The organism is Streptococcus sp. 3613 (assembly GCF_013277375.1).
Taxonomy (GTDB): Bacteria; Bacillota; Bacilli; order Lactobacillales; family Streptococcaceae; genus Streptococcus; species Streptococcus pseudopneumoniae.
On the sequence record NZ_VMMV01000013.1, the window covers coordinates 16,295 to 28,008 of the forward strand.

13 protein-coding genes and 1 pseudogene are annotated in these 11,714 nt (G+C 37.6%); 10 read left to right on the forward strand and 4 right to left on the reverse strand.

Annotated features, from left to right (window positions below):
* Positions 1-7 precede the first annotated feature (7 nt).
* The 9 genes from ytpR to HT708_RS01620 all read left to right on the forward strand — a co-directional run bounded on the left by ytpR (position 8) and on the right by HT708_RS01620 (position 7,072).
* A complete protein-coding gene (gene ytpR, locus HT708_RS01580) occupies positions 8-634 on the forward strand; it encodes a YtpR family tRNA-binding protein (RefSeq protein WP_000578281.1) in 627 nt (208 codons plus the stop codon).
* A 41-nt stretch (positions 635-675) separates the two neighbouring features.
* The gene (locus HT708_RS01585; protein WP_172925890.1) at positions 676-1,428 is read left to right on the forward strand and encodes an SDR family NAD(P)-dependent oxidoreductase; all 753 of its coding nucleotides are present in this window, start codon (positions 676-678) and stop codon (positions 1,426-1,428) included.
* 76 nt (positions 1,429-1,504) lie between these two features.
* Positions 1,505-1,900: a single-stranded DNA-binding protein gene (locus HT708_RS01590; protein WP_050285086.1), complete on the forward strand. Its 396-nt coding sequence runs from the start codon at positions 1,505-1,507 to the stop codon at positions 1,898-1,900.
* A gap of 268 nt (positions 1,901-2,168) precedes the next feature.
* Positions 2,169-2,453 carry a co-chaperone GroES gene (groES, locus tag HT708_RS01595; RefSeq protein WP_000917330.1) on the forward strand — a complete coding sequence of 95 codons (285 nt, stop codon included), beginning with the start codon at positions 2,169-2,171 and terminating at the stop codon, positions 2,451-2,453.
* Positions 2,454-2,468: 15 nt separating this feature from the next.
* A complete protein-coding gene (gene groL, locus HT708_RS01600) occupies positions 2,469-4,091 on the forward strand; it encodes a chaperonin GroEL (RefSeq protein WP_000031573.1) in 1,623 nt (540 codons plus the stop codon).
* Positions 4,092-4,228: 137 nt separating this feature from the next.
* The gene (locus HT708_RS01605; protein ID WP_000567552.1) at positions 4,229-4,984 is read left to right on the forward strand and encodes an epoxyqueuosine reductase QueH; all 756 of its coding nucleotides are present in this window, start codon (positions 4,229-4,231) and stop codon (positions 4,982-4,984) included.
* Positions 4,985-5,429: 445 nt separating this feature from the next.
* A complete protein-coding gene (locus tag HT708_RS01610; protein WP_000566044.1) occupies positions 5,430-6,203 on the forward strand; it encodes a class I SAM-dependent methyltransferase in 774 nt (257 codons plus the stop codon).
* Between the two features lie 12 nt (positions 6,204-6,215).
* A complete protein-coding gene (locus tag HT708_RS01615; RefSeq protein WP_007284801.1) occupies positions 6,216-6,554 on the forward strand; it encodes a helix-turn-helix transcriptional regulator in 339 nt (112 codons plus the stop codon).
* Between the two features lie 8 nt (positions 6,555-6,562).
* Positions 6,563-7,072 carry a hypothetical protein gene (locus HT708_RS01620; protein ID WP_078374108.1) on the forward strand — a complete coding sequence of 170 codons (510 nt, stop codon included), beginning with the start codon at positions 6,563-6,565 and terminating at the stop codon, positions 7,070-7,072.
* A 346-nt stretch (positions 7,073-7,418) separates the two neighbouring features.
* Here HT708_RS01620 and HT708_RS01625 read toward each other — a convergent pair whose 3' ends face one another.
* The 3 genes from HT708_RS01625 to HT708_RS01635 form a co-directional block, all read right to left on the reverse strand.
* Complete coding sequence (locus HT708_RS01625) at positions 7,419-7,952, reverse strand: DUF402 domain-containing protein (protein ID WP_000775321.1); 534 nt, start codon at positions 7,950-7,952, stop codon at positions 7,419-7,421.
* Positions 7,953-8,040: 88 nt separating this feature from the next.
* Entirely contained in the window at positions 8,041-8,817 is a 777-nt protein-coding gene (gene recX, locus HT708_RS01630) for a recombination regulator RecX (RefSeq protein ID WP_050082144.1), read from the reverse strand.
* 9 nt (positions 8,818-8,826) lie between these two features.
* Complete coding sequence (locus tag HT708_RS01635; protein WP_023940326.1) at positions 8,827-9,603, reverse strand: aminoglycoside 3'-phosphotransferase; 777 nt, start codon at positions 9,601-9,603, stop codon at positions 8,827-8,829.
* Positions 9,604-9,659: 56 nt separating this feature from the next.
* Here HT708_RS01635 and rlmD point away from each other — a divergent pair, with 56 nt between their 5' ends.
* On the forward strand, positions 9,660-11,015 hold the full coding sequence (gene rlmD / locus HT708_RS01640) for a 23S rRNA (uracil(1939)-C(5))-methyltransferase RlmD (RefSeq protein ID WP_050208050.1): 1,356 nt from the start codon (positions 9,660-9,662) through the stop codon (positions 11,013-11,015).
* Between the two features lie 266 nt (positions 11,016-11,281).
* Here rlmD and HT708_RS01645 read toward each other — a convergent pair.
* Positions 11,282-11,714, reverse strand: a pseudogene (locus tag HT708_RS01645) (ISNCY family transposase); the annotation flags it as partial.

Here is an 11,714-nt window from a genome sequence, read left to right on the forward strand (position 1 = left end):
AGAAACAATGATTTTTACATATAATAAAGAACATGTCGGTGATGTCCTTATGGTCATCGTGAAAAATAGCGGAGATGCCAAACTAGATGTGGAGCGCAAAGGTAAGGTAGCCCATGTTTTTCTAAAAGATAATGGGGAAACAGTGGCTTGGAATATTTTCGAAGTTTCAAGTTTGTTTGAAATTGCAGAGCGCGGTCAAGTCTTTTTGTCAGATGAGCAAGTAGCTCGTTTGAACCAAGAATTGCAGGCGGAAGGTTTTGCAGAGGAAATTGTTAATGACAAGGAACCTAAGTTTGTTGTTGGTGAAATTGTCGAGATGGTAGCTCATCCAGATAGTGACCACCTCAACATCTGCCAAGTTGCAGTCGCAAGTGATAAGACAGTACAAATTGTTGCAGGGGCTCCCAATGCGCGTGTTGGATTGAAAACAATTGTAGCTCTTCCTGGAGCTATGATGCCAAAAGGCAATCTTATTTTCCCAGGCGAACTTCGTGGTGAAAAGAGTTTTGGCATGATGTGCAGTCCTCGTGAATTGCATCTGCCAAATGCTCCACAAAAACGTGGGGTGCTTGAATTATCAGAAGACCAAGTTGTCGGAACACCATTCGACCCAGCTAAACACTGGACTGCCTAAGAAGTTGTTAGTATCTGATAGACCAGATAGAAGGAAATAAGATGGCAAAAAATGTAGTGATTACAGGAGCGACATCAGGTATTGGTGAAGCAATTGCGCGTGCTTATCTGGAGCAGGGTGAGAATGTCGTTCTAACAGGACGACGGATAGACAGACTAGAAACCCTCAAGTCGGAGTTTGCAGAAACTTTTCCAAATCAAACAGTTTGGACTTTTCCGCTAGATGTCACGGATATGACCGTGGTAAAGACTGTCTGCTCTGATATTCTAGAAACGATAGGTCAGATTGATATTCTGGTCAACAATGCCGGACTGGCTCTAGGTTTAGCACCTTATCAGGATTATGAAGAGTTGGATATGTTGGATACCAATGTCAAAGGTTTGATGGCAGTCACTCGCTCTTTCTTGCCAGCAATGGTAAAAGCCAATCAAGGACATATCATCAACATGGGGTCAACCGCAGGAATTTATGCCTATGCAGGTGCCGCTGTTTACTCAGCTACCAAGGCTGCGGTTAAGACCTTTTCGGATGGACTGCGAATTGATACCATCGCAACGGATATCAAGGTGACGACCATTCAGCCTGGAATTGTTGAAACAGATTTTTCTACAGTGCGTTTTCACGGTGATAAAGAACGAGCTGCGACGGTTTATCAGGGAATCGAAGCCTTGCAGGCACCAGACATCGCAGACACAGTAGTCTATGTGACCAGTCAACCTCGTCGTGTTCAGATTACAGATATGACCATTATGGCCAATCAACAGGCGACAGGTTTCATGGTTCATAAAAAATAAAAAATTTTCTCGAAAAGTTACAAATTTCTGTAACTTTTTTGATTTCCTACGAATAGATAAGTAGGAGGAAGAAAATATGTATAATAAAGTTATCATGATTGGGCGTTTAACGTCTACACCGGAATTGCACAAAACCAACAATGACAAGTCAGTAGCGCGAACAACTATCGCTGTAAATCGTCGTTACAAAGACCAAAACGGGGAACGCGAAGCTGATTTTGTCAATATGGTCCTTTGGGGCAGACTAGCAGAAACTTTGGCAAGCTACGCAACCAAAGGAAGTCTCATTTCAGTGGATGGGGAATTACGTACTCGTCGTTTTGAGAAAAATGGTCAGATGAATTATGTGACTGAAGTACTTGTTACAGGATTCCAACTCTTGGAAAGTCGTGCCCAACGTGCTATGCGAGAAAATAACGCAGGGCAGGATTTGGCAGATTTGGTTTTGGAAGAGGAAGAATTGCCATTTTAATACTCTTCGAAAATCTCTTCAAACCACGTTAGCTTTATCCACAACCTCAAAGCAATGCTTTGAGCAGCCTGCGGCTAGCTTCCTAGTTTGCTCTTTGATTTTCATTGAGTATAAACATTAAAAGTCTGAGTTGGTCTCAGGCTTTTTATCTTGAGAAAGTCAGACTTTTTTCTTGACTATTTCTGACCAAGTGATACAATAGAATTATGAATTAGCACTCAAGTTCAAAGAGTGCTAATAATATCTATCTCATTATGGAGGAAATCAGATGTTGAAACCATTAGGGGACCGTGTGGTCTTAAAAATAGAAGAAAAAGAACAAACCGTTGGGGGCTTTGTCCTTGCAGGCTCAGCCCAAGAAAAAACCAAAACAGCTCAAGTTGTGGCTACTGGACAAGGTGTTCGTACCTTGAACGGTGACTTGGTTGCTCCAAGTGTTAAAACTGGAGATCGTGTCTTAGTTGAAGCCCACGCAGGTCTTGATGTCAAAGATGGAGATGAAAAGTACATCATCGTAGGCGAAGCTAACATTTTGGCAATCATTGAGGAATAGAAGGAGAAAGTAAGTATGTCAAAAGAAATTAAATTTTCATCAGATGCCCGTTCAGCCATGGTTCGTGGTGTCGATATTCTTGCAGACACTGTTAAAGTAACCTTGGGACCAAAAGGTCGCAATGTCGTTCTTGAAAAGTCATTCGGTTCACCCTTGATTACCAATGACGGTGTGACCATTGCCAAAGAAATCGAATTGGAAGACCATTTTGAAAATATGGGTGCTAAGTTAGTATCAGAAGTAGCTTCTAAAACCAATGATATCGCAGGTGACGGAACTACGACTGCAACAGTCTTGACCCAAGCTATCGTCCGTGAAGGAATCAAAAACGTCACAGCAGGTGCAAATCCAATCGGTATTCGTCGTGGGATTGAAACAGCAGTTGCCGCAGCAGTTGAAGCTTTGAAAAACAACGCCATCCCTGTTGCCAATAAAGAAGCTATCGCTCAAGTTGCAGCCGTATCTTCTCGTTCTGAAAAAGTTGGTGAGTACATCTCTGAAGCAATGGAAAAAGTTGGCAAAGACGGTGTCATCACCATCGAAGAGTCACGTGGTATGGAAACAGAGCTTGAAGTCGTAGAAGGAATGCAGTTTGACCGTGGTTACCTTTCACAGTACATGGTGACAGATAGCGAAAAAATGGTGGCTGACCTTGAAAATCCGTACATTTTGATTACAGACAAGAAAATTTCCAATATCCAAGAAATCTTGCCACTTTTGGAAAGCATTCTCCAAAGCAATCGTCCACTCTTGATTATTGCGGATGATGTGGATGGTGAGGCTCTTCCAACTCTTGTTTTGAACAAGATTCGTGGAACCTTCAACGTAGTAGCAGTCAAGGCACCTGGTTTTGGTGACCGTCGCAAAGCCATGCTTGAAGATATCGCCATCTTAACAGGCGGAACAGTTATCACAGAAGACCTTGGTCTTGAGTTGAAAGATGCGACAATTGAAGCTCTTGGTCAAGCAGCGAGAGTGACCGTGGACAAAGATAGCACGGTTATTGTAGAAGGTGCAGGAAATCCTGAAGCGATTTCTCACCGTGTTGCGGTTATCAAGTCTCAAATCGAAACTACAACTTCTGAATTTGACCGTGAAAAATTGCAAGAACGCTTGGCCAAATTGTCAGGTGGTGTAGCGGTTATTAAGGTCGGAGCCGCAACTGAAACTGAGTTGAAAGAAATGAAACTCCGCATTGAAGATGCCCTCAACGCTACTCGTGCAGCTGTTGAAGAAGGTATTGTTGCAGGTGGTGGAACAGCTCTTGCCAATGTGATTCCAGCTGTTGCTACCTTGGAATTGACAGGAGATGAAGCAACAGGACGTAATATTGTTCTCCGTGCTTTGGAAGAACCTGTTCGTCAAATTGCTCACAATGCAGGATTTGAAGGCTCTATCGTTATCGATCGTTTGAAAAATGCTGAGCTTGGTATAGGATTCAACGCAGCAACTGGCGAGTGGGTTAACATGATTGATCAAGGTATCATTGATCCAGTTAAAGTGAGTCGTTCAGCCCTACAAAATGCAGCATCTGTAGCCAGCTTGATTTTGACAACAGAAGCAGTCGTAGCCAATAAACCAGAACCAGTAGCCCCAGCTCCAGCAATGGATCCAAGTATGATGGGCGGGATGATGTAAGCTTTCTATAGAAAACAACTTATAAAAAACACAAAAGGAGGGAATGACTAACCCTTCTTTTTATAATATTCACTTCTAAATTGATTTGAGCTCTCCTAACTTATATGATAAAATAAGACTAGAAAAAGGAGAAGAACATGATCGATGTAGAAGAAATTCTGTGCAAGATGACCCCCAATCAGAAGATTAATTATGACCGTGTCATGCAGAAAATGGTACAAGCATGGGAGAAAAATGAGCAGCGGCCAACCATTCTCGTGCATGTTTGCTGTGCTCCTTGTAGTACCTATACACTAGAATATTTGACCAAGTATGCAGATGTGACCATCTATTTTGCCAATTCTAATATCCATCCCAAGGTAGAATACCATAAGCGGGTCTATGTCACCAAGAAACTTGTTAGTGATTTTAATGAGCGGACAGGAAATACGGTTCAGTACCTAGAAGCTCCCTACGAACCCAATGAATACCGAAAACTAGTTAGGGGACTAGAGGAGGAGCCCGAAGGTGGCGACCGTTGCAAGGTTTATTTTGACTACCGACTTGATAAAACAGCGCAAGTGGCTATGGACTTGGGCTTTGACTACTTTGGTTCAGCTTTGACTATCAGTCCTCATAAGAATTCTCAAACCATCAATAGCATCGGAATCGATGTGCAAAAAATTTACACGACCCACTATCTTCCCAGCGATTTCAAGAAAAATCAAGGCTACAAACGTTCAGTAGAGATGTGTGAGGAGTATGATATCTATCGTCAATGTTATTGTGGCTGCGTCTATGCAGCCCAAGCCCAGAATATTGACCTGGTTCAAGTTAAGAAGGACGCCACAGCATTCTTGTTGGATAAGGATGTTGAGAAAGACTATTCTCATATCAAATTTATAGTAGATTGAAACTAGAATAGTACACCTTTACTTCTAAAACATTGTTAGAAATCGATTTGACTGTCCTTATTTCATTTTACTATACTATTACGAAATTAGATATATAAATGAAAACTTGCCTCAAGGTAGGTTTTTTGCTAGTAGAAAAGCGATAGACAGAAATTGTTGGACTCTTAAAAAAATGAAGTTTTGCTCAAAAGAGCTTCTTAAATTAAAACGAGCAATTATCAGTTCAAATCTGTTTCAAAAGAAGAACGGATAAATTAATCGATGCTTTGTTTTTGAGTTAGGAAGTTAAGCATGCCAAACTGAGTCGTAGGAATAAATTTCTTTATAGAAATGTGTTACAACTTTGCTGTAACGGAATATTCCTTTTTTGCATTTATACAACTTATTTAACACTATCTTTATTCTTGTGATATAATGTCAAATTATAGAGTGGAGGGCATTTAAAATGATTGATAAAGTAATTGAACAATATAAAAGTCATGATAATCTTGATATTCGAGTAGAATTGCATAAGAAGTATTCAAAAAATAAATTGGGATTTAATAATTGGATATTTTCTAACTACCAAATCACTGATGAAGTAAAGGTTCTAGAATTAGGATGTGGTACAGGAGAACTGTGGAAAAGCAATAGTGATTCTATAGATAAAATGAAGCAGTTGATTGTTACAGATTTTTCTAAAGATATGGTAAAATCAACGAAGTCAGTGATTGGAAATAGAGACAATGTCAACTATGAGATAATGGATATTCAAAAGATTTCTTTTGAGAATGAAACTTTTGATATTGTTATTGCTAATATGCTTCTACATCATGTGAATGATATTCCTAAAGCTCTCTCTGAAGTGAATAGGGTCTTAAAAACCGAAGGCATTTTTTACTGTGCTACATTTGGTGAAAATGGAGTTGTAAATTATTTGGCAAATTTATTTAAAGATGAGGTTAATCAAGATTTAGAAAATAAAACGTTTACTTTACAAAATGGTAAAAGGTACCTGAGTAGGTGTTTTAACTCTGTCGATACATTACTCTATGATGATGAGTTACAGGTAACTAGTATAGATGACCTAGTTAAATACATCCAATCGTTTAAAGGAATTTCAGAAATAGGTTCACTAGAAGAGGAAATAATACGTAAAAGATTGGAAAGTGAGTTTAATAATGGTATGTTGATCATTCCTAAAGAATATGGTATGTTTATCGCTCGAAAAGAAAGTTAAGGGAATGAAAGTGTGAAAAATTACGGAGAAGCTTTTCGATATTTTAGAAAATTAAACGGATATTCTTTAGAGTATGCTGCAGCTGATTCTATATCAAAATCTCAACTTTCTAGATTTGAAAGGGGAGAAAATGAAATTTCTCTTTCAACGTTTTTTGAATTATTATCAAATATCAATGTTTCGATAGAGAATTTTTGTAATTACCTAGAACATTATAAAAGATCGGAGCGTGATGATTTTTTGGTTAATTTATCTCCGAACTTTTATAGTTTGAATACTAAAGGGTTGGAGGAAATAAAAAATGAGCAACAAAAACTTTTTGAGAAGAGTGGGGAAAAACTCATAAAATAAATACAATTATGGTTCAGGGATTATTAAATCAGATAGATTGTAATCATGTAGTTAGTAGAGATGATCTAAATTTAGTGTATGACTATTTATTCCAGAAGGAACGATGGGAGTCCTATGAGATAACGCTGATTGGTAATTTATATCATCTTTTTGAAATAGATTATATTTACATGGTCGGAAAAGAAATACTAGAGCGTACACATTATTACGAAAAAATCGGCAAGAATAGAAATTTAGTTGTGTCAGCTTGTTTAAATTTTTGGTTCTGTTGCCTTGAAAATTCACATCTAATATATGCAGACTACTTTGAAATGAAATTAAAAAAATTATTAAAAGATGACACAAAAGTTTTTGAAAAATCTACATTCAAATTTGTAAAAGGATATAAAATATATCTGACTGAATCTAAAGAATCTGGAATTAAACAAATGAACGATGTCATAAAATATTTTGAGTTTATTGAATCTAAAAGTATTGCTTTATATTTTCAAAAACGATTAAATGAGCTGGTAGATTAAATACCATTTTCTCTGTCGAGATATTGTTTTTAAAATGTTGTACCAAGTGATTGATGCTATGTGGAAATAAAAAAATACGAAGTTGACCTGTATTTTTTATACTAATCATCTTCGTATTTTTTGTATTAAACGATATAAGTTTGTTGTAAACTTACAAGGAACAGAAACATTAAAAAATAACAGTATATCTATTTGTTTTATATATTTTACGAATTCTGCATAAATCTCTTTCTAGTAAGGTGTTGTAACTCTGCTATAATGGATTTATTCCTTTTTGTTTTTACACAATTTATTTTATACTACCAAAAAAACAAGGTCAGGATTTTGTTCCTGACCTTTGACAACTTTACCGATTCTTTAGTTCTACATAGCGCTTGTACCAAATGTTTACATAGGCTTCTGAGAAAGGACCACGTCCATTGTTAATCCAATCAACAAGAATTTTGACATGTTCTTTTAAAATATAGTCCAAATCATCAGAATAATTCATTTTGCGTTTGTGACGCTCGTACTCTTCAACGTCCAAGAGACGTTTTTCCCCATCTGTAAAAATTTTAACATCCAAATCGTAATCAATATACTTCAGTGCTTCTTCATCCAGATAGTAGGGGCTAGCCATATTGCAATAGTAAGAAGTTCCATTATCACGAATCATGGCAATGATATTAAACCAATATTTCTTGTGAAAGTAAACAATAGCCGGTTCTCGAGTGACCCAACGACGACCATCACTTTCGGTAACAAGTGTATGATCGTTGACACCAATAATGGCGTTTTCTGTTGTTTTTAGTACCATGGTGTCCCGCCAAGTTCGGTGGAGACTCCCATCATGCTTATAACTTTGAATTGTAATAAAGTCGCCTTCTTTTGGAAGCTTCATAACTAACCAACTTTCTACAATTTATAAGTTTATCATTTACTATTGTACCATAAAATTACCTAAAATCTGTGAATTTCACTTGGAAATATTAAAGATATTCTCTAAGAGCGCTTGCTATATCCGAAAAATCGTAGCCCTTTCGTGCTAAAACTTGAGTTAAACGCTGCTTCAGTTCGTATCCTTCATACTTTCGAGCATACTTAGTATATTGCTTATCAAGTTCCTTGAAGATGAGTTCTTGAGTCGTTTCTTGGTCAATTTGGCTATCTAAGTCGTCAAAGGCAATTTTAGCATCAGAATAAGAGAAGCCCTTGTTAGTCAAGCTCTGGATAATCTTATCTTGCAGGGCACGAGCTGGAAGTTTTCCCTCATATTTTTTCAATAGTTTATTAGCTACACGTTGAGCAACTTCAGAAAAATCAAATTCTTTCAAGTTCTCTTCTATAGTAGATTTTGAAATCCCTTTTTGAGCTAGTTTCTGAGTCAGCACATAAGGACCCTTGTCTCCTGACAGTTGATTAGCATTGATGCTAGCATAAGCGTATTGGCTATCATTGATCCACTTATCTTCTTTAAGATTAGCAATGACTTGAGAAACGATGTTTTCATCAATATCGTATTTTTTTAGATATTCTCTGACCTCTTTTTCAGTGCGTGCTTTAAAGGATAAATGGTAGAGGGCCAGATTCTTACCATAAGAAAATTGAGCAAAGTCCTGAATCTCTTTCAATTCCTCTTCACTTATAACCTTATCTCTCGATAACATAAAACGAACAATTGTGTCTTCGGTGATATAGCATTTGTCGCCATTATCAAGCTCCATCAGATAGAGTCTTTTTTTCTTTTCAAGTTTTGTGATTTTCATAATTTCCTTTCATCTAAATGCTTCGAAAGCTGCAACAAGTCGGAGTTTATCCATATCTACATATTCTCTACCGTAATAGTCGAGAAATAATTCAGCATACGTAGCATCTTGTAGGTTGTAATGAAGGGACCAAATTGCCCAAAAGAGGTCGATATGTCGGTCACTAAAACCAGCCAATCCCAAGTCAATAAAGCAAGAAAAATGCGAGGCATCCTTCAAGATGAAATTTGGCAGGCAGGCATCTCCATGAATAAAAGCATCATCTTTGAGGATGTAACCTTTCTCTTGTATCAGTTGGTAAGCTTCTTCACGACTGTGAATATGAAATTGGGGCAGAAGAGTCTTGTTATAAAAAGTCCCCTTCTGATAGTTTTTTAAGGCTTTTTCTTTATAACGCTTCAGATGATTTTCCGACGGAAAAGATTGTGGTTTAAGACTGTGAAGTTTGTTTAATGCTTGAGCTAGGGTTTGACAGAGTTTTTCGGGTTGATTTAAAAAATCGAGAGCATTTCTGCCAATGGCTTCTTTGGTCAGAAGGAAGTCCTTTTTTGCTGATAAATAGGTAATCACTGGAGTTCCCAATCCTTCAGTTTCGAACCAACTTGCAATCTTAGCTTCTTGAGCTAATCTGCCTTTTTGATCTATTTTTAAATAGTAACCTGAATCTATATATAGGACAGTTGCACTTGAATGAGAAGAACTATCAGAGAGATTAGCTCCCTTGATATAGCTTCGTAATCGTTCAGGGAAATCTAGTATACTAAAGCGAGGTGTTTTTGAATTCATGCTTTTATTGTAACATATTCTTAAATATCTTAGAAACTCCATGGTATAATAGACCTATGAATCTAAAAATAAAACAAAAAATACCATTAAAAATCAAGCGCATGGGAATTAATGGTGAGGGAATCGGCTTTTACCAAAAAACATTAGTCTTTGTACCCGGTGCTCTCAAAGGCGAAGATATCTATTGTCAGATTACTTCTATTAAACGTAACTTTGTTGAAGCGAAATTATTAAAGGTCAACAAGAAGTCTAAATTCCGCGTTGTGCCAGCTTGTACTATTTATAATGAGTGCGGAGGCTGCCAAATCATGCACCTGCATTATGATAAGCAGCTGGAGTTCAAGACGGACTTGCTTCATCAAGCGCTGAAAAAATTTGCTCCTGCAGGATATGAAAACTATGAAATTCGTCCAACTATTGGAATGCAGGAACCAAAATATTACAGAGCTAAGTTACAATTTCAGACTAGAAAATTTAAAAATCAGGTCAAGGCGGGCTTATATGCACAAAACTCTCACTATTTAGTAGAGTTGAAAGATTGCCTGGTACAAGACAAGGAAACCCAAGTGATTGCTAATCGTCTAGCGGAATTACTTACTTTTCACCAAATTCCAATCACCGATGAGAGAAAAGTTCTAGGTGTTAGGACTATTATGGTTCGACGAGCAAGAAAGACTGGACAGGTTCAGATTATTATTGTTACAAATCGTCAGCTTAATTTAACCCAACTAGTAAAAGACTTAATTAAAGATTTTCCAGAAGTTGTGACAGTAGCTGTGAATACAAATACAGCTAAAACCAGTGAGATTTATGGTGAAAAGACAGAGATTATCTGGGGACAAGAGAGTATTCAAGAAGGTGTACTCGACTATGAATTCTCACTATCTCCTCGAGCTTTCTATCAACTAAATCCTGAACAAACAGAAGTTCTTTATAACGAGGCGGTAAAAGCCTTGGATGTTGATAAAGAAGACCATTTGATTGACGCTTATTGTGGAGTTGGAACGATTGGATTTGCCTTCGCAAAGAAAGTAAAAACACTCAGAGGTATGGATATTATTCCAGAAGCCATTGAAGATGCCAAGCGAAATGCCAAAAGAATGGGATTTGACAATACTCATTATGAAGCTGGAACAGCAGAAGAGATTATTCCTCGTTGGTACAAGGAAGGATACCGAGCAGATGCTTTGATTGTGGATCCACCACGTACAGGTCTGGATGACAAGTTATTAGATACAATTCTTACCTATGTACCAGAAAAAATGGTTTATATTTCTTGTAATGTTTCGACTTTGGCAAGGGATTTGGTACGCTTAGTAGAAGTCTATGATCTTCATTATATCCAGTCGGTCGATATGTTCCCACATACAGCTCGAACGGAAGCAGTTGTAAAATTAATTAAAAAATTTTAAAAAAGTAGTGTCAATCGAAAGTGATGATGCCCCAAAAAATGGTGAGATTGAGGGCAATTATTTTGCTTTCATTTGACACGAGGAACCCTTGAAGCTATTTTTTCAGCTAAACCAAGGCTAGTCTTAGCCTTGGCTCTCCAGCCTAGCAGCTCCAAGCCTCTTATCAAATGAAATGCTTGTCTTAGACTCCTTATTTTCTCTCTCCTAAATGTAAGGGATAGAGTGATTTCCTTTAAGGAGCAGCTTCCCATTTAGCGAGAAATAGATTATACTTGTAGATGAGGAGAATGAAGCTCCTCACTAGTAAACTCTTCATAATCCTTTTTATTTTTCTGAAGATATTGTTTGAAAGATGTGAGTTTCCACGGATGGGTTTGTGGAGGGATATACTTGCGTCTTTCTTTTTTTGTTCTGGTTCTGGTTCAAAGTTTTTCGAATAGAGTTCATGAACTAGTAGCTCCTTTGTGTGATAGATCTTGTCAGCGATATTGAGGTAGATGTCACCGTCAACTTCTTTTATAACGAATGCTTTCGTCTTTCTGCTGAAGTAGACTTCTTTTCCTTGTTCAACAGGGATATAGCAACGATTTTGGAATCGGATATGGTGTCTACGATCCACGACTCTCTCCGCCAGTCTAGCTAGAATGAGATTTCGTTCAGAGGGCTTAGGAGCCACCTCGAAGACAGAGAGTTTTGTCT

Bases quoted from the DNA above. Each gene is read 5' to 3' on its own strand.
- ytpR (WP_000578281.1), top strand. From the start codon at position 8: ATGATTTTTACATATAATAAAGAACATGTCGGTGATGTCCTTATGGTC.
- HT708_RS01585 (WP_172925890.1), top strand. From the start codon at position 676: ATGGCAAAAAATGTAGTGATTACAGGAGCGACATCAGGTATTGGTGAA.
- HT708_RS01590 (WP_050285086.1), top strand. From the start codon at position 1,505: ATGTATAATAAAGTTATCATGATTGGGCGTTTAACGTCTACACCGGAA.
- groES (WP_000917330.1), top strand. From the start codon at position 2,169: ATGTTGAAACCATTAGGGGACCGTGTGGTCTTAAAAATAGAAGAAAAA.
- groL (WP_000031573.1), top strand. From the start codon at position 2,469: ATGTCAAAAGAAATTAAATTTTCATCAGATGCCCGTTCAGCCATGGTT.
- HT708_RS01605 (WP_000567552.1), top strand. From the start codon at position 4,229: ATGATCGATGTAGAAGAAATTCTGTGCAAGATGACCCCCAATCAGAAG.
- HT708_RS01610 (WP_000566044.1), top strand. From the start codon at position 5,430: ATGATTGATAAAGTAATTGAACAATATAAAAGTCATGATAATCTTGAT.
- HT708_RS01620 (WP_078374108.1), top strand. From the start codon at position 6,563: ATGGTTCAGGGATTATTAAATCAGATAGATTGTAATCATGTAGTTAGT.
- HT708_RS01625 (WP_000775321.1), bottom strand. From the start codon at position 7,952: ATGAAGCTTCCAAAAGAAGGCGACTTTATTACAATTCAAAGTTATAAG.
- recX (WP_050082144.1), bottom strand. From the start codon at position 8,817: ATGAAAATCACAAAACTTGAAAAGAAAAAAAGACTCTATCTGATGGAG.
- HT708_RS01635 (WP_023940326.1), bottom strand. From the start codon at position 9,603: ATGAATTCAAAAACACCTCGCTTTAGTATACTAGATTTCCCTGAACGA.
- rlmD (WP_050208050.1), top strand. From the start codon at position 9,660: ATGAATCTAAAAATAAAACAAAAAATACCATTAAAAATCAAGCGCATG.